Origin of the sequence: Maribacter halichondriae, from assembly GCF_027474825.1 — a bacterium.
Classification (GTDB): domain Bacteria; phylum Bacteroidota; class Bacteroidia; order Flavobacteriales; family Flavobacteriaceae; genus Meishania; species Meishania halichondriae.
Genome location: NZ_CP107030.1, coordinates 2,249,398 through 2,274,801, shown reverse-complemented (window position 1 = coordinate 2,274,801; position 25,404 = coordinate 2,249,398). Strand labels below are relative to the sequence as shown.

The 25,404-nt window shown below is 42.8% G+C and carries 22 protein-coding genes, 2 tRNA genes and 1 pseudogene; 14 read left to right on the top strand and 11 right to left on the bottom strand.

Annotated features, from left to right (window positions below; all coding sequences use genetic code 11):
* The first annotated feature begins 252 nt into the window (after positions 1-252).
* Entirely contained in the window at positions 253-987 is a 735-nt protein-coding gene (locus tag N8A86_RS10330; RefSeq protein ID WP_273565309.1) for a hypothetical protein, read from the top strand.
* A 38-nt stretch (positions 988-1,025) separates the two neighbouring features.
* On the opposite strand, the gene N8A86_RS22010 is transcribed toward N8A86_RS10330, so the two are convergent.
* Entirely contained in the window at positions 1,026-1,247 is a 222-nt protein-coding gene (locus N8A86_RS22010; RefSeq protein ID WP_430682144.1) for a Gfo/Idh/MocA family oxidoreductase, read from the bottom strand.
* An 8-nt stretch (positions 1,248-1,255) separates the two neighbouring features.
* Positions 1,256-2,026: an inositol 2-dehydrogenase gene (gene iolG, locus N8A86_RS10325; RefSeq protein WP_273565308.1), complete on the bottom strand. Its 771-nt coding sequence runs from the start codon at positions 2,024-2,026 to the stop codon at positions 1,256-1,258.
* A gap of 120 nt (positions 2,027-2,146) precedes the next feature.
* Between iolG and N8A86_RS10320 the strand changes: the two genes are divergently transcribed.
* From N8A86_RS10320 to N8A86_RS22005, 12 genes and pseudogenes are all read left to right on the top strand, one after another.
* A complete protein-coding gene (locus N8A86_RS10320; protein WP_273565307.1) occupies positions 2,147-5,068 on the top strand; it encodes a PSD1 and planctomycete cytochrome C domain-containing protein in 2,922 nt (973 codons plus the stop codon).
* 20 nt (positions 5,069-5,088) lie between these two features.
* The gene (locus N8A86_RS10315) at positions 5,089-6,513 is read left to right on the top strand and encodes a DUF1501 domain-containing protein (RefSeq protein WP_273565306.1); all 1,425 of its coding nucleotides are present in this window, start codon (positions 5,089-5,091) and stop codon (positions 6,511-6,513) included.
* A 10-nt stretch (positions 6,514-6,523) separates the two neighbouring features.
* Positions 6,524-7,441 (top strand): beta-propeller domain-containing protein, encoded by a 918-nt coding sequence (locus tag N8A86_RS10310; protein WP_273565305.1) that lies wholly within the window; start codon positions 6,524-6,526, stop codon positions 7,439-7,441.
* Positions 7,442-7,447: 6 nt separating this feature from the next.
* The gene (locus N8A86_RS10305) at positions 7,448-8,869 is read left to right on the top strand and encodes a c-type cytochrome domain-containing protein (protein ID WP_273565304.1); all 1,422 of its coding nucleotides are present in this window, start codon (positions 7,448-7,450) and stop codon (positions 8,867-8,869) included.
* Between the two features lie 96 nt (positions 8,870-8,965).
* Positions 8,966-10,309 carry a Gfo/Idh/MocA family protein gene (locus tag N8A86_RS10300; RefSeq protein ID WP_273568990.1) on the top strand — a complete coding sequence of 448 codons (1,344 nt, stop codon included), beginning with the start codon at positions 8,966-8,968 and terminating at the stop codon, positions 10,307-10,309.
* A 124-nt stretch (positions 10,310-10,433) separates the two neighbouring features.
* Positions 10,434-11,153, top strand: a complete 720-nt coding sequence (locus N8A86_RS10295; RefSeq protein ID WP_273568989.1) for a Gfo/Idh/MocA family protein — start codon at positions 10,434-10,436, stop codon at positions 11,151-11,153.
* 24 nt (positions 11,154-11,177) lie between these two features.
* Positions 11,178-11,303, top strand: a complete 126-nt coding sequence (locus N8A86_RS10290; protein WP_273568988.1) for a hypothetical protein — start codon at positions 11,178-11,180, stop codon at positions 11,301-11,303.
* 17 nt (positions 11,304-11,320) lie between these two features.
* A complete protein-coding gene (locus tag N8A86_RS10285) occupies positions 11,321-12,316 on the top strand; it encodes an N-acetylglucosamine-6-phosphate deacetylase (protein ID WP_273568987.1) in 996 nt (331 codons plus the stop codon).
* A complete protein-coding gene (locus N8A86_RS10280) occupies positions 12,246-12,530 on the top strand; it encodes an amidohydrolase family protein (protein ID WP_273568986.1) in 285 nt (94 codons plus the stop codon). Before N8A86_RS10285 ends, N8A86_RS10280 begins: the two co-directional genes overlap by 71 nt.
* Positions 12,531-12,534: 4 nt before the next feature.
* A pseudogene (locus N8A86_RS10275) lies at positions 12,535-13,775 on the top strand (Nramp family divalent metal transporter).
* Between the two features lie 10 nt (positions 13,776-13,785).
* On the top strand, positions 13,786-14,550 hold the full coding sequence (locus N8A86_RS10270; RefSeq protein ID WP_273568985.1) for a glucosamine-6-phosphate deaminase: 765 nt from the start codon (positions 13,786-13,788) through the stop codon (positions 14,548-14,550).
* A gap of 141 nt (positions 14,551-14,691) precedes the next feature.
* On the top strand, positions 14,692-15,039 hold the full coding sequence (locus tag N8A86_RS22005; protein WP_430682200.1) for a leucine-rich repeat domain-containing protein: 348 nt from the start codon (positions 14,692-14,694) through the stop codon (positions 15,037-15,039).
* Here the strand turns inward: N8A86_RS22005 and N8A86_RS10265 are convergent.
* From N8A86_RS10265 to N8A86_RS10240, 6 genes are all read right to left on the bottom strand, one after another.
* Positions 15,009-15,080, bottom strand: a tRNA-Arg gene (locus N8A86_RS10265). The two genes, N8A86_RS22005 and N8A86_RS10265, sit on opposite strands and share 31 nt — an antisense overlap.
* A gap of 65 nt (positions 15,081-15,145) precedes the next feature.
* Positions 15,146-15,727 (bottom strand): RidA family protein, encoded by a 582-nt coding sequence (locus N8A86_RS10260; protein WP_273568984.1) that lies wholly within the window; start codon positions 15,725-15,727, stop codon positions 15,146-15,148.
* Between the two features lie 41 nt (positions 15,728-15,768).
* On the bottom strand, positions 15,769-17,061 hold the full coding sequence (locus tag N8A86_RS10255) for an amidohydrolase/deacetylase family metallohydrolase (RefSeq protein ID WP_273568983.1): 1,293 nt from the start codon (positions 17,059-17,061) through the stop codon (positions 15,769-15,771).
* Positions 17,062-17,109: 48 nt separating this feature from the next.
* Positions 17,110-17,943, bottom strand: a complete 834-nt coding sequence (locus N8A86_RS10250) for an amidohydrolase family protein (RefSeq protein ID WP_273568982.1) — start codon at positions 17,941-17,943, stop codon at positions 17,110-17,112.
* Between the two features lie 45 nt (positions 17,944-17,988).
* Positions 17,989-19,641, bottom strand: a complete 1,653-nt coding sequence (locus N8A86_RS10245) for a UxaA family hydrolase (protein WP_273568981.1) — start codon at positions 19,639-19,641, stop codon at positions 17,989-17,991.
* A 105-nt stretch (positions 19,642-19,746) separates the two neighbouring features.
* Entirely contained in the window at positions 19,747-21,237 is a 1,491-nt protein-coding gene (locus tag N8A86_RS10240; protein WP_273568980.1) for a glycoside 3-dehydrogenase, read from the bottom strand.
* Positions 21,238-21,388: 151 nt separating this feature from the next.
* Here N8A86_RS10240 and N8A86_RS10235 point away from each other — a divergent pair, with 151 nt between their 5' ends.
* Positions 21,389-22,042, top strand: a complete 654-nt coding sequence (locus tag N8A86_RS10235; RefSeq protein WP_273568979.1) for a 3-keto-disaccharide hydrolase — start codon at positions 21,389-21,391, stop codon at positions 22,040-22,042.
* A gap of 71 nt (positions 22,043-22,113) precedes the next feature.
* Here N8A86_RS10235 and N8A86_RS10230 read toward each other — a convergent pair whose 3' ends face one another.
* From N8A86_RS10230 to rseP, 3 genes are all read right to left on the bottom strand, one after another.
* Entirely contained in the window at positions 22,114-23,478 is a 1,365-nt protein-coding gene (locus tag N8A86_RS10230; protein WP_273568978.1) for an aldehyde dehydrogenase, read from the bottom strand.
* Between the two features lie 341 nt (positions 23,479-23,819).
* Positions 23,820-23,893: transfer RNA gene (locus N8A86_RS10225), tRNA-Asn, on the bottom strand.
* Positions 23,894-24,000: 107 nt separating this feature from the next.
* Positions 24,001-25,317 carry an RIP metalloprotease RseP gene (gene rseP / locus N8A86_RS10220; RefSeq protein ID WP_273568977.1) on the bottom strand — a complete coding sequence of 439 codons (1,317 nt, stop codon included), beginning with the start codon at positions 25,315-25,317 and terminating at the stop codon, positions 24,001-24,003.
* Positions 25,318-25,404: the final 87 nt, after the last annotated feature.

Here is a 25,404-nt window from a genome sequence, read left to right as displayed (position 1 = left end):
AAAACCCATGATAAAAATGATAAAAAAATGGTCCAATCCCTTAATTATATTTGAGGTACGATAAAAGCTAAAAATCCCTTATTATTAATAGAACAAATGAAAACAAAAATTATTAAAAAACAAGGCCTTGGAAGGAAATTACGCTAAATCATAGAAAAAAGTTTTTGCAATCTACTTTTTAACTTAACAATGTATATACTCCGTTCATTTTTAGCGTATTAATTTCTATCTTTAGTTCTAAATTTTTTTGATATGGCCTTTAAAAACTATGGTTCGCACATTATGTTATGGTTAAGTCTCTTGTTTATTACAGGACAAGTAGAAATATCCAATGCCCAAATTCATTCCGGTGTATACATTACGGATGTCAAAAACATACGTCACGAGCTAAAGATTACTGATAATTATATCACGCATTCTGCGTATCAAATAGCACCTGCCAAATTCATTAAAACCGTTGGTGGATTTTATACCGTGGACAATAACATCCTAAAAATTGAACTGGAATTCAATTCTGCCCATGAAACAAACGGTCTGACAGAACTGGCCCTTCCCATTATCATAGCGGATGAAAAATTGACCTTACCGATGGATGGAGAACTCGAATTCGTAAAAAAGGAATTTCTTCAACAAGATTTGGACGGTACATGGCTCTTTGCCACCCGCGGCCCCGACAAAGGCCAAGAGCGTCGTGGCGACGAGAATACCAGAAAGACATTGAAATTTCTACAGGACGGTCACTTTCAATGGATCGCTTACAACACCGATACCATGGAATTTTTCGGCACTGGAGGTGGTGCATTCACGTCGAAAAACGGAACCTATACCGAAAATATCGAATATTTTTCGAGAGACGATTCACGAGTCGGCGCAACTTTAGACTTTACCTATCAAATCAAAAAAGGCGATTGGCACCATAAAGGGAAGAACAGCAAGGGCGAGCCAATGTATGAGATTTGGGCGAGGCGGGTCAGTAGTCAAATGTAAACTTTGCACTTTGACATACACTTAAAACACGACCATAGTTACCCAAGCTTGATTGGACGATTCTCTCTTAGAGAAGAATAAGCCGCATCGGCTATTAAAACTGCATTTATTCCATCTTTGCCGCCCACTGGCATTTCCATTTTATTGATCAGAGCATCAATGAAAGCTCGCATTTCCAAAAAATAAGATGTCTCGTACCTATCAATAAAAAAGTTCAGATTGACATCCGAATGAGATCCGTCTTCATCGGAGCAAGACACATTTGTTTTTAGGGGTTTTCGATTTTCAATAATCCTTTTGAACCAAATACCTCAAGCCGTTGATCATACCCGTAAACCGCTTTTCGGCTGTTCTCGATCACTGCTGTTGCACCATTTTCAAAGCGCAATAGAATCATGGCCGTATCAATGTCTCCCACTTCGCCAATTTCTTTATCTACCTGACAACTTCCGGTCGCGAAAACTTCCGTTACCTCGCATCCCATAATAAATCGGGCCATATCAAAATCGTGAATGGTCATGTCTTTGAATAATCCACCAGATTGTTTGATGTAATCAATGGGCGGCGGACCTGGGTCTCTACTGATAATATGAAGACTATGAATAGTTCCTATTTTTCCTTCAGCAAGTAATTTCCGGACTTTCGCAAAATCAGGATCAAACCTTCTATTGAACGCAACCATCATGGGCACATTATTTTCTTTAACCTTTGTCACGACTTCTGTAGCCCGTTCCAAAGACATATCGATGGGCTTTTCACAAAATAAAGCCTTCCCCGATTCAGCTGCTCTTATCGCATAATCCGCATGGGTATCACTAGGTGAACAAATCAATACGGCGTCGATTTCCGGATTATTGAAAATAATATCTGCATCGTCAGACAATTGTCGCACCCCAAATTTAGTGGCATACTCCTGCCCTTTTATGGAGGGATTTACAACAGCTACAACTTCCACCCCGTCGATTTTTGTGCATAAATTTTCCAAATGGATCTTTCCGATGCGGCCCATGCCAATGATTCCGGCCTTAATTTTCTTCATTTACTAAATGTAGTTATCGCGGTCCATTATTCCAAGACCATATATGCTAATCGAAGTTTTTAAACAGGAAGTATGCGCGAATATTAATCCTTATATTTATACTTGTCCAATTTCAACGAAGTGTTTCAAAAACTAAGAAATATTGTCCTTTCGACTGTGGCGTTGGCGGCAACGTATTCGTGTGGCAACGACCATAATTTCTCGGAACCGTTACCTGAAACGGTGGACTTCAATTTTCATGTTAGGCCCATTTTGGTGCAGAATTGTTATTTATGCCATGGCCCTGATCCCAGTGGACGAAAGGCCGAATTGCGATTGGACATCTACGAAGGGGCAACTGCCGCTTTAAAGGAAGGTGGACATGCCATAGTACCCGGTAAGCCCTCTAAAAGCCAACTGATTTATCGCATTTACCATGAGGAAGAAGATCAAGTCATGCCTCCCCCTGAATCAAATTACAAATTGACGGAACGCGAAAAAGCCTTATTGGAAAAATGGGTCGACCAAGGTGCGGAATGGAAAGCGCATTGGGCCTTTATCAAACCGGAAACTTCGATTTCGGCGACAAATACAAATGCCATTGATTCCCTGATAGATATGCAGCTTGAGCAAAAGCAATTAGCCAAATCTCCCGAAGCCAATAAAAATTCCCTCATTCGCAGGGTATCATATTTGCTGACAGGCCTTCCGCCTTCTCCTTCGGACGTCCAATATTTTATATCAGATGATTCTCCTGAAGCCTATGAAAAAATGGTCGATGGGTATTTGAATTCTTCGGCGTACGGCGAACGCTGGGCACGACATTGGATGGACCTTGTGCGTTATGCCGAGACTAAAGGTCATGAATTCGATTACGAAATCGTCGGAGCCTGGCATTATCGTGATTATTTGATCAGGGCGTTCAACGAAGACGTACCTTATGACGAATTGGTAAAGGAACATATAGCGGGAGATCTATTAGATTCTATGCGCTATAATGATGAATTGGGAATTGCTGAGTCACAACTCGGCACCGCATTCTTTACCATGGCGGAGGGCACCCACAGTCCTGTTGACCTTAAAAAGGACGAGGCGGACCGCATCGACAACATAATCGACGTTACTTCGAAAACATTTCAAGGGTTAACAGTTTCCTGTGCAAGGTGCCATGATCATAAATTTGATCCTATTTTAACAGCCGATTATTATTCTATGTATGGAATGATGGAAAGTACCCGCTTTACGCTTGTAATTGCTGAGCAATCCATCGAAACGAAAAAGTCAGCAAAGGAGATTGAAGATATCAAAACCTATATGCGGAAAATGATATCCGAAAAATGGGATGAAAAAATTATTGCCGACAACATGCCATCCGAAAAAAGGGTTTCAAGCGGCACAACATATCACATGATCGGGGATTTCGGAAATAAGGATTTGGATGGATGGAAAAGTATCGGAACGGCCTTTGGTCAAAGAACTACTTTAGGCGACCCTATAATAGATAGGTCTTCGGGAAGATTAATAAAATTGGATGAAGGTCGAGCTTCAAGCAAGCTTTTCAGCACCGGAATTTTCGGTTCGCTACAATCCCAGAATTTTCTCTTGGAAAAGGATTTTATAGGAGTTCGGGCGAGAGGTAAAAACAGCACCATCCGAATTGTTATCGATAATTTTCAATTGATCCAAGACCCGATTTACGGAGAATTGGAAATGAAAGTAGACAACGAGCAATGGGGCAATTTTATCGTTGACGTTAGTCCATGGAAAGGTCATAAAGCTTACATCGAAATTTTGCCTGGAGAATATCAAAGGCATAAATACCAACTTCCTGAAGATGCTTATGTGGAAGCAAAATATGCCCTCGCGTATAATTCGGAATGGCCTTCTGAAGTGCAAGATCAAAATGAATCCTTCAAAAAAATCCAACAACGCAATGCCCAACTTAAAAATGGCAATTTAACATCACAATTTCCTGAACTGAAATCCGCTGTTGATAGTAGTTTACTAATCGCCAAAAACTTGGCGAGCCAATCTATTTTCTATGGGGTAGCTGATGGATTCGGAATTGATAGCCCGGTCTTTATCCGGGGTAATCATCAAGAACTCTCCGAAGAAAAAGTACCACGTAGTTTTTTATCAGCCTTGCCAAAGGGAGGAGTTCCCTTTAAATCAAAAGGAAGTGGCAGAATGGAATTTGCAGAGGCGGTCTTAGCGAATGAAAATCCACTTACGGCTCGTGTTATGGTCAATCGTATTTGGCATCATTTATTTGGTCGTGGAATCGTTGAAACTGTGGATAATTTTGGATTGCAAGGAAAACTTCCCAGCCATCCCGAGCTTTTAGATTATTTGGCCATCAAATTTCAAAACGAAAACTGGTCGATTAAAAAAATGGTCCGTTCGATCGTAATGACCGAGGCCTTTAAAAGAAGTACATCGAGAAGGGACGAACTTCTGGAATCCGACCCCACAAATATTTATTTGGCATCGTTCCCGATCAGACGACTTGAGGCCGAAGCCATTCGAGATGGCATCTTGGTCGCATCTGAAAGTCTGAATGACAGTCTGTACGGGCCGCCCGTACATACCTATTTGACAGATTTTATGCAAGGCCGGGGCCGTCCTTCAAAATCGGGACCACTCAATGGCAATGCACGTCGCAGTATTTATTTGGAGGTACGCCGAAATTTTCTAGAACCGATGATGACCACTTTTGATAGGCCTATTCCGTTTAGTACGTTTGGAAAACGTGATGTGACCAATGTTCCTTCCCAATCGCTGATCATCATGAACGATCCTTTTGTCGCCCGGCAGGCGGAGATTATGGCACAAAAACTTTTATCCATTGAAAATCTGTCTTTTGACGAAAAAGTATCTTGGATCTATATGCGGTCTTTCGCACGAAACCCTACGGCCGAAGAATTAACGAAGGCCAAAGAATTTATGGCGATGCTTCAAAATTTGGAAACTTCCTCCAAATATGAATCACACAAAGAATTGGAGCATTGGAAACAATATTGTCATAGTATTTTTAACTTAAAGGAATTTATTTACCTAATCTGATGAGCAAATATCACAACTTTATGCGACGACCCCTGTCACGACGGGAAATGCTTGGCATTTGTAAAGGTGGTTTCGGGGCACTTGCCTTTACCAGCCTATTCGGAGCGTTGCCTCTCAGCTGTGATCGTCCTAAAAATATTATAGCAGGTAATGATTTGTATCTGGGGCCACATTATTTGCCAAAGGCTAAAAATGTAATTTTCTTGTATATGGATGGCGGGGTATCTCAGGTCGATTCTTTTGACCCGAAACCGCGTCTCACCAAAGAAAATGGCGAAGATCCCAGGAAAAAATTCAAGGTCGACGCCACCCAGTTCGATAACGTGGGTACGATTTTGAAAAGTCCTTGGGAGTTCAAACAGTATGGCGAATGCGGAATGCCCGTCAGTGAATTATTTCCACATATTGCGACTTGCGTAGACGATATTGCATTGATTCGTTCGTTAACGTCTAAATTTCCCGAACACACGAATGCCAATTATTTTTTACATACAGGTAGTGGCATTCAAGGGCGGCCAAGTATGGGTTCTTGGATGACCTACGGATTGGGTAGTGAAAACAAAAACATTCCGGGTTATGTGGTTTTGGATGGTGGATTAATTCCCCCGGGCGGACTAGACAATTTCAAAAATGGATTTTTGCCGGCCTCCTATCAAGCATCCATCTTGAAGGCAGGTGCAGAACCTGTCGCCAACATTACTCCAAGAGAAGGAATTGCAAACCTACAGGAGGAAAAATTGCGATTCATTAAAAAAATGGACAATAGCCTTATGGGGAAAATGGGTGAGGTAGATGCTGTGGAATCCGCCATTTCCAATTACGAGTTGGCGTATAAGATGCAATCGTCGATTCCTGAGCTAAGTGAATTCTCCAAGGAATCAAAAGCGACCAAAAAGCTTTATGGAATGGATTCAGACGACCCGCACACTCGTGGTTATGCTGCGCAATGTTTGTTGGCGAGGCGATTGGTCGAGAGAGGAGTTCGGTTTATAGAATTGACCTGCCCCAATGTGGGTGCCGATCGCTGGGACCAACATAATAACCTCAAAGAAGGACATGAAGCGAATGCCCACGCGGTTGATCAACCGATTTCGGGATTGCTGAAAGATCTGAAATCGCGAGGAATGTTAGAGGAAACCTTAGTTGTTTGGACAGGAGAATTCGGAAGAACTCCTTTCGCCCAGGGTACCAACGGACGTGATCATAACCCTTCAGCCGCAAGCATGTGGATGGCCGGTGCAGGAATCAAAGGAGGAACGATCTTTGGACGCACCGATGACTACGGTTATCGCGTTATTGAGAACGAAGTGACCGTTCACGACCTTCATGCTACTATCATGCACCTTTTGGGAATCAATCATGAATTATTGACCTTCCGTTTTGGGGGAAGAGACATTCGGCTAACCGATGTGCACGGTCATGTTGTAAAGAATATTTTAGCTTGAAATAAATAGTATGAAAAAGAATTTAATTGTTCTGGAAATATGCCTTTTGACGTTTCTACCATTTGCATTATTTGGACAAGATACCTCGGAAATAAAACATTCCTTTTTTATCGCTGGACCTCAATTTACGGGAATCATCGGCGAAGCCGGAGAAGAAATTTGGGATTCCGGAAAACCTAAAGCAAGGGATGGATACGTTCTAGAAAACGGAAACATTTTAATCTGTTGGGCCGATGAGGCAAAGGAATTTGATTCGAAAAAGGAAATTATCTTCTCTTATAAACGAGCCGAAGAATCCATGGAATTGGGTACAGCAGTTCGTTTGGAAAATGGAAATACCATGATTACCGAATCAGGCACCGAACCTAGAATCGTGGAGGTCGATACGAAAGGAGAGGTTGTAAAAAGCATTCCTCTTGTTCCCAAGACTGATAATATTCATATGCAAACTCGTATGGCGCGCAAGCTCGAAAACGGTAATTATCTCGTTCCGCACTTGTTGGCTTTTGCCGTAAAGGAATACACTCCAGAAGGGAAAATTGTTAATTCGTTCAGCACCGATTTTGAAGATTTTGGAGGACGTGAGGCCAAAACGTGGCCCTTTACCGCAATACGTTTGGAAAGCGGAAATACCTTGGTAACGCTTACCAATGGCAATCGGGTTGTCGAGTTGGATTCTGATGGAAATATCGTTTGGATGATTTCAAATTCCGATTTTGAAGGAGACCCTTTGGCAGATCCATGCGGTGCACAAAGACTTCCAAATGACAACACGGTTATTGCTAGCTACGGGCAAAAAGAGGGTGTCAAATTATTCGAAGTTGATCGTGATAAAAATATAGTTTGGAGTTATTCCGGGCACAACGTACACCACTTTCAAATCTTGACTACTAACGGCAAACCGCTAAAAGGGACTCCCCTCAAATAATGCCAAATGGAGTTGACCTTTTTTCTTGCTAACGGTTTTTTGGATAACCCTCCTGACTTTTTAAAATTTTTGGGCCGATTTCATCCTTTGGTCGTGCATCTTCCGATTGGGTTTTTGCTGTTGGCGGTCATTGCCCAATTGGCGACCAGAAAAATCAAATTCCATCCCCTAAGACCATTTCTAAAATATTTATGGGGCCTGGGAGCGATTAGTGCGGCTTTGGCGGTTTTGTTTGGGTATCTTTTATCTCTTTTGGGAGATTATGACGCAAATACTTTGTTTTGGCACAAATGGAGCGGCGGCGCCGTTTTGATATTCTCAGCGGCCTGTTATTTTATTTCAAAAAGGAGGCCTGATACTTCCGATATTTCAAAATGGGCACTCATAATTCTGGCAACCGGTACCATGATTTATACAGGGCATTTAGGTGGAAACCTTACGCATGGCCAAACCTATTTATTAGAGTACGCCCCTAATCCTGTAAGAAGTATGGCGGGACTTCCCCCAAAAACAGAACCGCGACCGAAAGTGACTGTCTTAGATTCTGCCGAAGTGTACCTTGATTTAATCTCGCTAATGATGCATAGCAAATGTACTAGCTGCCATAATGATGGAAAAAAGAAGGGGGACTTAGTGCTGACCTCTTATTCAAATATGCTGAGAGGAGGCGAAAATGGAGAGGTAATTATCCCTGGGGATATAGAGGCTAGTGAACTTTTCAGACGCATAACCTTGCCTGAGGAACATGATGACTTTATGCCTTCCGAAGGAAAAAGACCGTTGACTGAACAAGAAGTTGCTATTATCGAATGGTGGATCGCTTCCGGCGCCCCTTCTGAAGGCCGTGTTACGGAATTGGATTCCGAGAAAAAGATAATCCCCGTGGTCAACAATTATTTGGGACTTGACAAGAACGATATTTTCAATAAAGAAATTCCTCCCCCAGATATTTCAATTATTGATTCACTGCGCAATCAAGGTTTTATCATCAACCGCTTGATGAAAGACAATTATTTTCTGGATGCAAATTTTAGCTTGAGCGAAAGGGAACTAATAGATTCCGATTTAATTTTACTTCAAAACTTAAAAGAGCAATTGATTTGGCTCGACCTCAGCAATTCAGGAGTAAAAGACGAACATCTTGAAAAAATCGGGCAATTGGAAAACCTCGTCAAGCTTGACCTCAACGGAAACGACATTTCCGACAATGGCATTCAACAGCTCGAAAAGTTGACGAACCTTGAATCCCTTAATCTTTACCAAACGAATGTTTCGGATGGCCTTTTGCGCGTAATCCCAAAACTTACGCGACTTCAAAGAGTTTATCTCTGGAAAACAAAAATCAATGATTCCATTGCCCTCAGGCTCCAGGAAGAAAATAAATCGCTGAAGATTAACTACAACCGAGAAGAACCAATTGATCAATAAATGTAGCCTCGGCAAGTCCCGATAGTTATCGGGGCTATCCATTGCACTAACTAATTCATTATATTGTAGTTACACAACCCGTCTATAGCCGACCCAATGAAAAAGACTGCCAACTCCCGAAGAAATTTTATTAAAAAAGGTACAATGGCTGCTGTTGCAGGAAGCCTTCTACCCCACTTCAGCGCAAAAAGTTATGCTCGTATCATTGGTTCTAATGAAAGAATACAGGTATCCGTCATGGGAGTGAACAGTCGTGGCGATGCCCTGGCCCAGAATTTTGCGGCCCAGGACAATTGCGATGTCATTCATATTTGTGATGTCGATAGGAGAGCAATTACCAAATGCCTGACCAACCTAAAAAACCGTCAGACCATAGAAGCGAAGGCATATCCCGATTTTCGAAAGTCATTGGAAAGCAAAGATGTCGATGCCCTGGTCATAGCCGCTCCGGACCATTGGCACGCCCCTGCCTCACTATTGGCCATGCAAGCGGGCAAACATGTATACGTCGAAAAACCTTGTAGCCACAACCCGAACGAAGGCGAAATTCTGGTCAAGGCAGCTGAGAAATACGGAAAAATTGTCCAAATGGGGAATCAACGACGGTCTTGGCCGAATGTCGTTGAAGGTATCGAGGCATTGAAAAACGGAGCCATTGGTAATGTATATTTTGGTAAGGGTTGGTACTCGAACAACAGACCATCAATCGGAATCGGCAAGGAAACTGCAGTACCCGATTGGTTGGACTGGGAACTCTGGCAGGGCCCGGCTCCCCGAAAAAATTTTAAGGACAATCTCATTCATTACAATTGGCACTGGCATTGGCATTGGGGTACTGGCGAGGCTTTAAATAATGGCACGCACATGATCGACCTTTTGCGTTGGGGCATGGAGGTAGATTATCCGACCAAGGTCAGTTCGAACGGAGGTCGATACCGCTACCAAGATGATTGGGAAACTCCTGATACCCAGGTTATCAATCTCGATTTCGACAATGGCATGACCATGTCTTGGGAAGGCAGAAGCTGCAACGGCAAGAATATCGAAGGTAGTTCGGTCGGAGTGGTTTTTTATGGAGAAAACGGCAGTATGCTTATCCCCGGAGGAAATAGTTACACCGTGTTCGATTTGGAAAGTAAAGTGGTAAAAGAAGTAAAACACACCGAAGTTATCGACGCCCGCAACAAATCAAATCCAGCAGAAAAACTGGATGCTTTTCACATACAGAATATGTTCGATGCCATTCGAAATGGAAGTGACTTACATGCAGGAGTGGATTCCGGACATAAAAGTACACTACTCGTTCAACTGGGTAACATTGCCCAACGAGTCGGTCAGTCATTGGATATCGATGCATCGAACGGACACATTTTGAACAATGCCGATGCCCAAAAATTATGGAGTCGCTCTTATGAGTCGGACTGGGAAATGAAATTATAAGGCAGAAGTTTATGGAATCAAGACGATCTTTTTAAATAAGGTAGGCAAAGGCTCCGCATTATCGGCTTTGGCTTTGGCTACCCCTTTTCCTTTAGTTTCACAGTTAACCGCAAAATCCAAGCGCATGGAAAAACCCTTTAAAATCGGCATCATCGGAGCGGAGAATTCGCATACCGCTGGTTTTGGAAAGTTGTTCAACATCAACAAGGCCTTTCCGGGAATGGAAGTAAAATATGTTTGGGGAGAGACCGAGGAATTCGCCAAAACCGCCATGGAAAGAGGGAGTATTCCTGAAATGGTCAAAGACTCAAATGATATGCTCGGCAAAATCGACGGACTGATCGTTAACCATCGCCATGGAAAGTTCCATTTAGAACCAGCTATTCCATTTATAGAAGCAGGTATTCCAACTTTCATCGACAAACCTTTCTGCTATCGGGCGGAAGAAGGCAAGGCTTTTCTAGAATTGGCCCGAAAGCATGGCACACCGGTCACTTCCTTTAGTTCAATCGCACATAGCCATGAAACTTTTGACATCAAAGAACAACTGAAAGAGGTAAAGGACATCAACCAGGTCGTTCGCTATGGCCCTGTAGATCTGGAATCGGAATACGGCGGAATTTTTTTCTACGGAGCACATATCGTTCAACCCTTGCTCTATTTATTCGGAGACAACGTTCAAAAGGTGCAGGTACACCAAAACCGCAAGAACAGCAGTGCCAGTCTTATTTTTAAGGATGGCATGTTGGCAACCTTAGTTTTTACCACCAAGAAATATGGATGGAGTACCTATATCGAAACTGAGGAAGGTATTGTTCCACTAAAATCAAGAGTGGAAGAATAAAAGCCCGATAAAAACTATGTCGATATGGTGGAAATGTTCAAAACGGGCAAAGAACCTAGAAGCCACGAAAGCATACTGCACGGTGTGGCCGTATTGGAAGCACTTGAAAAATCAGTGGCAAGCGGTCAATGGGAAGAAGTACGTTCCTAACCACAAAAAAACAACCTATGAAAACACTAACTGGAATCCTATTGGCTATAATTCTTCTTTCAACCACATCCATACCCAGCGAAAAAAATAGTGTCCAAGGCATGCTTTATTCGGATGAAGGTTTTATTTCCATCACCATAGAAAATGGAAAAATTTCGAAGCTTGAGAAGCCGAATAAACCTCAAACTACCCCCGAAGTTTATATTGCTCCAGGATTGATCGACGTACAGATCAACGGCTATATGGGCGTCGATTTTTCAGGCCCAGATTTAACGGTCGAAGGAGTTAAAAAAGCTACAAAAGCACTTTGGAAGGCTGGAGTTACTTCCTATTTTCCAACTGTTATTACAAGCGATATCGAACTTATCAAAAAGAACTTCGCCATTTTGGCCGAGGCGAGAAAAGACCCGGAAATAGGAAAATCCATTCCCGGATTCCATTTGGAAGGCCCTTATATTTCTCCCATAGCGGGATTTCGTGGAGCGCATTTGGAAAAATACATAAAAGCCCCAGATTGGAAAGAATTTCAGGAATTCCAAAAAGCTGCCAACAACGGAATCATTTTATTGACCATGGCACCCGAGTTGGAAGGTGCCATACCGTTTATCGAGAAATGTGTCGCTAGCGGGGTTACCGTTTCGTTAGGACACCATAACGGATCTGCCACTGATGTGCAGTCAGCGGTAGAAGCGGGCGCTAAAATGGCGACGCACTTGGGCAACGGTTGTGCCAACGAAATCAACCGCCACAACAATCCCCTTTGGCCGCAGTTATCGAACGATGCCATCACGGCCAGTATCATTGCCGATGGCTTTCATTTGAACCGTGAGGAAGTCCAGACCTTCTATAAGGCAAAAGGTGTTGAAAATACAATACTCGTATCTGATGCGCTTGATCTGGCGGGACTCCCCTGGCGAGTACACCCGTGGAGAACGCACTTTGTTGCTAACTCCCGATGTCGTAAAGCTTCCCAAAGAAAATGTGCTGGCAGGTGCCGCCTCTCCGATCAGTAAATGCGTGGGCGTGGTCATGGAGTATACCGAATGTGGACTCAAAAATGCCATCCGAATGGCGAGTACCAATCCGGCCAAACTATTTTCGCTTAACGAATTGGGCGAAATCGAAATTGGTAAGCGTGGTGATTTGATTCAATTTACGATGGAAAACAATCGAATGAACATTTTAAAAACCTACGTGAACGGGTCGCTTGTGCACTCTCAGGATTAACCCAATGAAAAACACGTCCCTATATAAAAAAATACTGATTGGATTAAGTGCTGTAGGTCCCGGTTTGTTTCTAATCGGTTACAATATCGGCACAGGTAGCGTCACGACCATGACGAAAACAGGAGCGGAACATGGCATGGGGCTTTTTTGGGCATTGGTGCTTTCTTGCATTTTTACCTACATTTTAATGGTCGCTTACGGAAAGGTGACTTTGGTCAGTGGTAAAACCGCCTTATTCAATATTAAAACGGAATTCAAATGGGGTTGGGTTCTTTCACTCTACATCATCATCGCCCTGATCATAGGAGAACTGCTCGCCCTGATGGGCGTGATGGGCATTGTCGCCGACCTTGTGCAAGAAGGTATTCGCCTAGCTTTTGACGGATTGGTCGTACAAACATTTTGGATCATCCTGTTCTTTAGTATCATTTTGTATGCGCTACTTTGGTTTGGGCGCTACCAAGTATTCGAAAAAATATTGACCGTGTTGGTCATCGTAATGGGATTATCTTTTTTGGTGGTCTTTTTTATGGTAAAACCTAGTTTTTCGGCTTTGGTGGAAGGTATTGTCCCCAGTATTCCTAATACTCCTGGTGCATTCGGATTGATTGCCGCCATTGCCGGCACCACCTGTTCCGCAGCGGTTTTTATCATGCGAAGTACTGTGGTCGCTGAAAAGGGTTGGGGCATCAATGACCTAAAGACCGAAAAAAAGATTCGTTCGTTTCCGCGACGATGATGCTATTGTTAAGTGGGGTTATCATGGCGGTCGCTGCCGGAACGCTTCACGTCTCAGGTCTTAGACTTGACAATACGGTTGAAATGATCGACCTTTTCGAACCGCTCGGTGGAAAGTTGGCCGCATTTGTCTTGATTATCGGCATTGCCGGTGCAGGACTCTCCACTATTTTTCCAATAGTTTTAATAGCGCCTTGGTTGGTTTCCGACTATCGCGGAACAGTTCGAAACATTCATTCTACCCAATCGCGCTGGTTGATATTCCTAGCCCTGTTGTTCGCCTTCGGAACGGTTTTTCTCGAAGAACGGCCTCCCGCATTGATGATTTTTTCACAAGCTTTTCAGGCCTGTATTCTTCCAGCCGTGGCCATTCCTATATTCATTCTAATCAATCGAAAAAAATTGATGCATAAATATAAAGCAAGCAACAGCTTGAATTTGGGCATCGCGGCCGTCATACTGTTTTCTTTGATAACGACTTGGCTGGCTATTTCAGAATTTCTCTAAAACAAAATACATGACGCGAACACTAGAAGTTGATCATCTAAAAATATCGGTTTACGACAACCCGAAATCCATGGGAACGGCAGCGGCCGATTTTGTAGCGGAAACCCTGAACAAAACGATAGAAGAAAAAGGATCCGCCAACCTCATTTTAGCCACCGGAGCTTCTCAATTTACATTTTTGGAAGCGTTGAAAAACAAGCAAATCGACTGGCAAAAAATAACCGTTTTTCATTTAGATGAATACAAGGGCATTTCAGACCAGCACCCTGCAAGCTTTAGAAAATATCTCAAAGAAAGAATATTGAATGAAGTCGCTCCGAAAAAAATCTATTTCCTAAACGGAGATGACGAAGACCTCGAAAAAGTAATGACCAACTACGCCGAACAACTGAAAAAACATCCCATCGATATTGCCTGTATCGGCATTGGGGAAAACGGACATATCGCGTTCAACGACCCACCGGTCGCCGATTTTAATGACCCTAAACTGGTAAAAGTGGTTGATTTGGACGAGGATTGTAGAAAACAGCAATTAGGCGAAGGGTGGTTTCCCACGCTTGAAGATGTGCCAAAACAGGCCTTGTCACTTACGATACCAGCCATAATGAGCTGTAAAACCATCAGTTGTGTCGTGCCCGATGCCCGAAAGGCGAATGTCATTTACGAAACCTTATATAAAGAAATCAGCACGCATTGTCCGGCCACTATTTTAAGAACTCACCCTTCAACAAAGTTATTTTTGGATCAAGCTTCAGCATTGAAAATTCAAAATTAGTTATACAATAAATCAAATTATTTTGTCACATTCGACTTAAGACCATACTAACCCACTACACTTTTTTCGAAAGAAGAGGCTGATGATAATACCTTTCGCCAGTTGCTTGGTACATAACATTGGCAAGTGCGGCAAAAATGGGTGGAAAAGTCGGTTCGCCCAGTCCGGTTGGGTCAATGTTGTTGCCAACAAAATGCACATCTCGAAAAAATCGGCCAGCTCGAAAACCTTGTTAAACTTGACCTAAGCGAGAATGATATCTCCGACATCAGAATTCAACATCTTGAAAAGTTGACGAATTTGGAGTCTCTAAATCTTTATAACACGTATGTTTCTGAGGTATTGTTGAAGGTGATTCCAAAACTTAGCCGACTGCAAAAAGTCTTTTTATGGGAAACGAAAATCAACGACTCCATTGTTGCCAAGCTTCAGGGAGAGAACCTATCGATTAAAAAAAGTAGCCTCACCAGGAATCGAACCTGGATCTAAAGTTTAGGAAACTTCTATTCTATCCGTTGAACTATGAGGCCAATGTAAGGATGGCAAAAATAAATAGTTTTGCTAGATTATACTAAAGCCAAATGAAGAAGATTGTCTAGTCGCCAATAACTTCAACAATCATCTCGACCTCAACCGCTATATTACTTGGTAAAGATCCCATTCCCACGGCAGCACGCGCATGTTTGCCGCGGTCGCCGAAGACCTCGACCATTAAATCGGAATACCCGTTGATTACCTTCGGTTGGTCTGTAAAATCAGGTGTTGAATTGACCATACCCAAAACCTTGACACATCGTTTTACCTTATTGAGATTTCCTAGCTCGGCCTTCAACACGGACAGTTGATTGATACCTACAATTCGAGCAGCTTCGTACCCCTGTTCTATGGTCAAGTCGGCCCCTAGCTTGCCGGAAATGTTTTCACCATCCGCCTTTCGAGGACCCTTCCCTGATAGAAAAATAAGATTCCCCACACGAACGGCATTTACATAGTTTGCAACAGGTGCCGACGGGGTATTCAAAGTAATGCCCAATTTTTCTAAATTGGATTCGGGATTATAGCCCGCCTCGATTTGTTCCTTTTTCTCAGGCTCGGCCGTTTCTTGTTTTTCTCGATCAATGTTGGTGTTACAGGCACTGAATATCACTACCAAAAGTATTATCCCGATATTTCTCATTTTGAAAGTTTTTGATTCGATTATTGAAATTAGTTAAAGATTTAGCGCTCGTCCCAAGCGGAAGCGGCCAAACCGTTTAGGTCATACACCACTTCCCCGTTTCTAAGGGTCAATTCACATTCCAACTTCTTATCGCCATTCATTCTTTTTCCTTCGGTATCGATAAATCCGAAATCACCATTGCGCAAGTTCAAAAGCGTGATATCGGCCACAGTGCCTACGGATAAATTTCCCAATTCTTTTCGTTTTATTGTTTGGGCGGGAATCCAAGTGGTCGCTTGTACTACTTCTTGAACAGACATTCCCATATTCAAAAATTTGGACATCACATTTACAATATCCTTCATACCACTGTTCATGCTTCCGGTGTGTAAATCAGTACTTATGGTATTGGGTCTGAATCCTTGTTGCATAGCGGGCACTGCCTGTGCAAATAGAAAGCTACCACCGCCATGGCCGACATCGAAGACGATTCCTCTTTTTTGGGCTTTCCATGCAAAATCTTCTACTTTTCCCTTTTCATCTACTAAGGGTGTTCTTCCATTGACGTGCGCATAGGTATGGGTAAAAATATCGCCAGGTCGCAATATTTCCATAAACAATTTTTCCAGGGAAAGTTCTGGTTCACTACCCCCAAAATCAATCATAACAGGCACATCAGCTATATTCCCCGCTTCAACGGCCCTTTCGGCAGGTGTCCAATCGAACCCTTCGTAATGCGCCAATTTTACACCAACGATATATTCAGGATACTGTTTGGCGACCATCGCTGTTAGTTTGGCATCCATATCGTTCACATTCTGCTCTATGGCCCCGCCTTTCATACCCGAACCCACAACGTTCAAAAAAGATAGCACCCTTGTTTTTGAATTGTCAATGGTCTGTGCCTTGAACGTTTTGAAGTTTCGCCATCCTGAGCCTCCAACATCGACCAAGGTCGTCACTCCGCTACGAAAACTAAATGCGTCAGGAGGAACAGCTTCAAAACTATTGCTCAAATAGGCATCTTGTTCGGTTCCGAAAAAATTATGGCTGTGGATGTCAATAATTCCAGGAACGACATATAACCCTTTTGCATCGATAAGCGTCTTGGCCGATTTTGATGGAATATTACTAGCCACTTCGGCGACTTTTCCATCTTTTATCGCAACATCCATGAGTTTATCAATGCTATTCTTAGCATCTATCAGATGGCCGTTTTTTATCAGCATGTCATATTCTTGGGCCGATATCGAGGTTGTGGCCAATAGGGTCAGTATTACAATTATTCTTGAAATAAACATATAAGGAATGGCTTTGAGTTTCAATATTCTAAGAAATGTTGCTTGAGGCATGAATTCTAAAATCAATAGTTTTTCAATGTACAACTTATGGAAATAATTTTAGATTTTAAGATTATAAAATGCAATCGCGTTCTGGCCCATAATTGCTTTTCGCTCATGATCGCTTAATGTTCTGATAAAGTCGGTCACCAATTTTTCTACCTGTGCATAATTTCCTGCGACCAGACAGACAGGCCAATCAGAACCGAACATGATGCGTTCCGGACCGAAAGCATTGAACACCAAATCCATATACGGGATAATCTGTGGGGCGGTCCAAACATTATAATCGGCTTCTGTGATCATACCGGATACTTTGCAAAATACGTTTTCATGCTTGGCAATTTCTTTCATCAAAACCGCCCAGCCATCAAAAAAGCCATCTTTGATATAGGGTTTGGCAATATGGTCGATTACAAATTTCTGATGGGGGAATTGCTTTACGAATTCCAAAGTCGCCCCCAATTGATGCGGAAATATGAGGATGTCATAGGTATATCCATATTTTTCCAAATAGGAAATTCCCCTTAAAAAGTTGGGTCGCATCAAAAAATTATGATCGGGTTCACCCTGAACTACGTGGCGCCAACCTTTTAATTTTTCCCTGGAAGAATATTCTTCCAAATCTTCATCGACACCCGGAGAGCGTAAATCAGCCCAGCCAACTACTCCCTTAATAAAATCATTTTCATGGGCCAGTTTTAGAAGGAAATCGGTTTCAGCCAAGGTCTGATCCGCTTGAACGGCCACGCAGCCATCGATATCGTTTGCTTCATAGACCTTTTTCAAGTCGGAGGGTAAAAAGTCGCGTCGAATCACAGCCATGTTGTCATCAATCCACGAATGTTTTTTAGGTTCATAATTCCACAAATGTTGGTGCGAATCGATTTTCATTGTGTTCCTAATTTAAAAAAATCATTTGTAGCAGATTTTACATAATTATAATGAGATTCCCCTCTTCCACGGAATAAAATCTTCCTGTCCCAAGCGTACGGCCGCTGGGGTCACTTCTCCACTTGCCACCTGAATAATATATTCCAACAATTGTTCACCCATGGTCTCAATGGTATCCTCGCCGGTGATGATGCTTCCTGTATTGAAGTCGATAATATCTTTCATACGTTCCGCCAAGGTGTTGTTGCTCGAAATCTTGATGACCTGCGCTATTGGATTTCCCGTGGGTGTGCCCAAGCCTGTGGTAAAGGCAATGACATTACATCCCGAACCGGCAAGACCTGTGGTGCTTTCGACATCGTTGCCCGGGGTACATAATAAATTTAGTCCTTTCCGAGTTGATTTTTCGGTGTAGTCCAACACTTGCGTGACGGGAGAGGCACCTCCTTTTTTCGCCGCTCCTGCGGATTTTATGGCATCGGTAATCAGTCCGTCCTTTATGTTTCCCGGTGAGGGGTTATTGGCAAAGGCAGAACCCAAGGCCACGGCTCGCGCAGAATACGCATCCATGAGGTCGGCGAACTTTTTGGCCTCCTCTTCGGTATTGCAGCGATTGATTAATTCTTGTTCTACACCATTAAGTTCGGGAAATTCCGATAAAATAGTTGTTCCGCCTAGGGCTACCAATAAATCTGAGGCGTATCCCAAAGCGGGGTTTGCCGAAATTCCCGAGAAACCATCGGAGCCGCCACATTCAAGTCCCAAGGTCAAATGATGCAAGGGTGCGGGCGCCCTTTTTATTTTATTCGCCTCAATCAACCCTAAAAAGGTCTGCTTTACTGCATCTTCAATAAAATGGCGTTCGCTCTCGCTTTTTTGTTGTTCGAGGATATAAAGCGGCTTTGAAAAATCGGAATCGCGTTCTTTAATCCCGGAAAGCAAGTTTTTTACTTCGGCATTTTGACATCCCAGACTTAAAACCGTAGCCCCTGCGACATTCGGGTTGGTAATATAACCTGCGAGCAGATTGCAAAGTGTCTCCGAATCCAAACGGAAACCGCCACAACCGCCTTCATGGGTCAAAAATTTTATGCCGTCTACATTGGAGAATACCCTATTTTGCTTAACCTCTTCCGGACTTTGAACAATCTTGGCACTTAGCAACTCTTCTTCTGTAGAACCGCTTTTATACTGCCGTACCAAGGCCTCGGTATCCACCACGAAATCGGTGGTCGTGGTATAACCTAAAGTATCCAACAGGGCCGATTTCATCACTTCGACATTTCTGTTCTCGCAAAAAACCATGGGGATTACAAGCCAGTAGTTGGCCGTACCCACACTGCCGTCCGCTCTATGATAGCCCTTGAACGTTCTGTCTTTCCATGGCGTAATATCGGGGGCGGACCAATTCGAATTTTGGTTTCCAACCGCATATTCAGAAGAAGCATGAACCACGTTTTCAGTGGTCAAAGATTCCCCTTGGTCTATCGGCTTCGTGGCCTTGCCGACCAACGCACCGTACATGATGATTTCATCACCTTCGGAAAGCTCTGATACCGTGAACTTGTGTTTGGCCGCTACCGCTGTGGACAGCTCAAAATGCGAACCGTTGAAATCGATAGGCGTACCTTTTGGCAAATCCTTTAGTGCGGCTAGAACGTTATCTTGGGGATGTATCTGTAAAAAATTTTTTGACATAGGATAAATAGAATTCCAGGTTTCTGGGGGTTTTGGCCCGTATAAAATGAGCCTCTAAAGTAATTATCTTTTACCAATATTTTTGAGAAAGGCATGATCCCAATCTCAAGAGGGCATATCCGGTAATGTCCATCCGTTTTGATACGTATGTTTTATGAATTCGTTTGCAGATTGCAAGGCGTTGAATTCCTTATGTTCCACATTCCAGGTGGGTGAACCGTTTATCATTTCGAATCCGAAGGTTTCTACCACGTTCATGATTTCATTCGCATCGATGTTGGTGAACTCCATATTTTCACCATCCCATTTTAAAATTTTGTTCAATCCCTGAAGCCTGACGGCCAATACGCCCAACAAAACGGTCTCATTAAAAGGACCGGAATAATCAAAACTAGCCGAACCGTTTATTCTATTCTCGGGGGATTCTTTGCAGGCACGAATCCAATCTTGCTCATGCGGCCCATCGATATAGCCTACAGCGCCCGGTATTCTTCGCAAATGAGGTTTTATTTCGGGCACCCTTCCCGAAAGCAATCGCGGATTGAACCCCCCGCAATCGCTGATCAAGGTATCTTTGGTGCCGACTAATAAACATCCTCCCAAGCCATCTTTTATTAGAGGAACACCTTCTTCGAGCAGTTTGGGGCGGTCAGGCAAAAAACCTCCATCGTACCAATGTACCTGCACAGGTGGCATCTTCACTTTTTCCATAGGCTCCCTTGCCGGAAAATCAAAACGCACCTTTTCGGCATTGGGGGCGCTTTCGGTATTTGCGGTAGTCGAACTTCCTGAAATAGCTTCAGGGTACTTTAATTGCAACGCCCTATAAATTGGATCCATGACATGGCAAGCCATATCGCCAAAAGCTCCGGTACCGAAATTCCAGAATCCGCGCCAATTCCATGGTGTGTACATTTCATGGTAAGGACGCTTTGGGGCGGGCCCGATGAACAAATCCCAATCAAAATTCTTGGGTATTTCCATCGTGTTTTTTGGCCGTTCAAGACCTTGGGGCCAGATAGGTCGGTCGGTCCATGCATGGGCCTCTACCACCTCTCCTATTTCACCTTTCCAGACCCATTCGCAGAGTTGGCGTACCCCATCCCCTGAATTTCCCTGGTTTCCCATTTGAGTGGCACCTTTGTGTTTTTCTGCCAACTTGGTCAACAGACGTGATTCGTAAACCGAGTGCGTCAAGGGTTTTTGACAATACACATGTTTGTCCATAGTCAGTGCAGTGGCAGCTATCGCTGCGTGCGTGTGATCTGCGGTGGCCACCATAACGGCATCCATAGTATCGGCCAGTTCATCGAACATTTTTCGCCAATCATAATACTTTTTTGCTTTTGGGAAGGCATCAAAACACTTTTGGCTATAGTTCCAATCAATGTCGCACAACCCGATAATATTCTCGGTACTCATCGCATTGAGGTTATGATACCCTTTGCCGCCAACACCTATTCCAACTATATTCAAGGTATCACTGGGCGCTTTGTGGCCAAGACCACTAATTACGTTGCTCGGCACGATAGATATTCCCAATCCCGCAGCAGTAGTTTTTTTTATAAATTTTCTTCGGGAGTTCTTCGGTGTCATGACTGTAGCTTTAATGCATAAATACTAGGGAAAAGAAAGATAATGAAAAAACACTATTGCGTTAGAATTCCACAGATCTATTTTGATAATGGAGTTGCTCGATTAATGGGCAATAATGCTTACATTGTATTAGGATTTTAAAAACAGTTATATGGCACGGATACTTTATAGTTTACTACTCATTACAGGATGTTTATTATTGACAACAAGTTTTGGCCAAGTGTCCCCAGAGATTATCGAAGACGGATGGGTTTCATTATTCAATGGGAAAGATCTAGAAGGCTGGAAAGTCGGTAAAAATGCCGAAACCTTTTCGATAGAGGACGGCGCCATTAAGGTCAATGGAAATGTAGCACACTTATTCTATGATGGCGATGTTGGTAATCACTCCTTTACAAATTTTGAATTCAAAGCCTCGGTAATGACTAAACCTGGGTCTAATTCCGGCATCTATTTTCACACCCAATATCAAGAAGGCGGATGGCCAAAGTACGGGTATGAGGTCCAGGTCAACAATTCACAAGAGGACTGGAAACGAACCGGAAGTCTCTATAACATCGTCAACGTTAGGGAAACGTATGTATCAGATTATGAATGGTACACCGAATATATTAAGGTAGAAGGTAAGCGGGTCGTTGTGAAAATAAATGATATCGTTGTTGTCGATTACACCGAGCCCGACAATCCGCAAAGAGGAAAAGGTGAAGGCGATAGAATCTTAAATGAAGGAACTTTCGCCCTACAAGGCCATGACCCTGGGAGTACGGTGTTTTATAAAGATATAATGATAAAGCCCTTGAAGTGAATTTCCTGCAATAACAATGCGGTCAAGCATTCAACTGATCTAAGAGTCAATTCGGAAAAATTCACATCCTTTTAAAAAAGGTTCTTTACCATTTTTACAAACCTCATCGGCAAGTTGTAGGGTGGATATCTTAGCGGTGGGTCGAACCAGGTGCCTTTTTTGATAATCGCTTTTTGGTGCGAGAAAAGCTCAAAACTGGTTTTTCCATGGTAGGCGCCAATACCGCTGCCACCTACCCCTCCGAAAGGTAAATTTTTGTTCGTAATCTGAATGACAGTATCGTTAATGGCACCACCTCCAAAGCTGTATTTGTTGATGATGTTTTTTTGGAAGGATTTTCGCTTTGAAAAAACATAAGTAGCCAAGGGCTTGCCATGGTTCTTGATGTGCCGATCTATATCGGCCTCCTTTCCGTAGGAAATAATGGGAAGTATCGGGCCAAATATTTCCCCCTCCATTAACTTGCCATCCATTTTGGGTTCGTTAACCAAGGTGGGGGCGAGGTAGTTGTCGGCGTCGTTGTATTGGCCTCCGAACAGTATTTCCTCGCCTTTCAGCATTTCTTTTAATCCCGAATAGTGTTTTTTGTTGACTGTTCTAGCATAATCTGTCGAGTTTTCCACATTTTCGCCATAAAAACTCGTGATACTTTCTTTTAGTGCGTCGACCAGTTTTTCCTTTACGGAATTATGGACCAAAATATAATCCGTTGCGATACAGGTCTGCCCTGCATTCAAGAATTTTCCCCAAGCAATCCTTTTGGCAGCTATTTCGATAGCTGCCGTTTCATCAACGATACACGGATTCTTACCCCCCAATTCCAAAGTAACGGGAGTCAAATGTTTGGCAGCACTTTCATAAACGATTTGACCTACTCTTGTACTTCCGGTAAAAAATATATAATCCCATTTTTCGGACAATAGTTGTTGAGCGATTTCCACCCCGCCTTCGACCACGGAAACGTATTCAGGTCCAAAGACCTTTTTTATGATTTCAGCAACTATTTTCGAGGTATTCGGGGTAAGCTCCGAGGGTTTTATGATCGCCGTATTTCCTGCTGAAATGGCACCGATTATCGGGGCGATGGCGAGCTGAAAAGGGTAGTTCCATGGGGCGATGATCAATACCGTTCCATAGGGTTCATTATAAATATAATCAGAAGAAGGCCAGTTCATCAAAGTCGAAGAAACGCGCTCAGGCTGCGCCCAATAGTTGATTTTTTTCAACGTATGCTTGATGTCCGCCAAAACAAATTGGGTTTCCGTGGCCAAGGTTTCAAAGCGAGGCTTTTTAAAATCCGTATAAATCGCATCACAAATGGCATCTTCTTTCAAGATGATTTCTTTTTGCAAACGTTTCAGCGCTTTTTTTCGAAAGGAAACTTCTTTGGTCTTTCCTGTTGCAAAAAAATCACGTTGCTTTTTTAATAATTCCATATCAAGAGAATTGAAATTGGCAATTTACAAAAGAAGATTCCCAAACTTAAGCATTTGTGCAATGCCTTTCAATGGTTTCCTTTCTATGAAATAAAAACCAATGCTGTTCGGACTTAAAAAATCATTTATTCAACAGAACCCTAATGATTAAAAATTTCTTAGTTCCATCGTCAAAACCATTTGCCCGCAAATTTTGCCCAAATGAAAAAGGCTCCGAAGTCTTAAGATATAGGCCCACCTCTTGGATTCCCTTCGACTGCGCTCGGGATAAACTTCTCGCCCAGAAACTTGAAATAAATAAAAAACCCTGTCGTTTCGGACAAGGTTTTCTCTTCTTAAAGCTCCCCCTCTTGGGCTCGAACCAAGGACCCTCTGATTAACAGTCAGATGCTCTAACCAGCTGAGCTAAGGAGGAAAATAATCCGCTCTGCGTTACCAAAGCGGGTGCAAATATAAATGTTTTTTCAAAACCCCCAACAAAAAAAAGTGGTTTTGATTTCTTCATTCCAATCTTATCAAGGTCTATAAAAACCTTTTTACAATATTCCAGATATCGTTTCCGAATATTATGGCCATCAGCGCCAACAAAAAGATAAAGCCGATTATCTGACCTGTTTCAAGTACCTTTTGACTCGGCGGCCTGCCCGATACTATTTCATATAACAAGAACATGACATGCCCCCCGTCAAGTGCAGGAATTGGCAACAAGTTTACGAACGCCAACCAAACGGAGAACATGGCCAGAAAATTCCAAAAGAACGTCCAGTCCCATGTAGGCGACATCATCTCAACGATACCTATAGGGCCTTTGACCTGTTTGTAGGCCTCGGTTTTCGCGTTAAAGATTACTTTAAATTGACGTACTTGATCAGTAAGTACTTTAATTGTTTTATTGAATCCTGCAGGTATCGAAGCAAAAAAGCCGTAGGTATCGGTCACCCTTAAATCTTCGACATTTAGCCTCACACCGATAGCGCCTTCTTCGGGAACTTTCATTGACAAATTTTCAATTTTCCCGTTTCGCAACACTTTAACCTCGATATTCTCTCCCGACGAATTACCGATTTTCTCCCGAAACTCGTCCCAATATTCAATTTTTTGATTGTTTACTCCTACTATTTCATCGCCTGGGAGCATTCCCCCCTTACTGGCAACGGTCTGTTCTGTCACTTCCTCTATAATCGGTTTTGAACGATAACTCACAAAATTTCTTCCCTGCTGTTCAAATACTGTCTTCTTACCTTCATCGGATAAGGGAACGACGATTTGTTCTCCGTTTCTTTCTACAGTCACCTCATCACCCAATATCATCTGTAGTACCGCATCGGAGAATTTTTTTGTTTTCTTGCCATCTACGGCTAAAATTTTATCCCCGGTTTGCAACCCTAATTGTTGCCCGACAGAATCTACGAGGATGCCATATTTCAAACTATCAGCCGGAATATACGTGTCACCATTGCTAAAAAGCATCAAAGAATAGATAATCCATGCCAGAAAAAAGTTTACGGTCACCCCGCCCAACATAATAATAAGACGTTGCCATGCAGGCTTGCTTCTGAACTCCCATGGCTCTGGCGGTTTGCTCAACTGCTCGGTGTCCATGCTTTCGTCGACCATACCGGCAATTTTAACATATCCGCCCAAGGGCAACCATCCGATTCCGTATTCGGTCTCACCGATCTTCTTTTTGAACAATGAAAATTTCCAATCAAAAAAGAGGTAGAACTTCTCTACCTTGGTCTTAAAATATCTGGCCGGTAAAAAATGGCCGAATTCGTGCAGTATTACCAAAATGGATATGATAACGACAAACTGAACGATTTGTATTGTTAATGTCATCTGGACTTTTTAAGCTTTAAAAACGCACAAAAGTACACCTTTAACATCTCTTATAAAAAGAAAGTATCGCCACCCCTATTTTTTTAT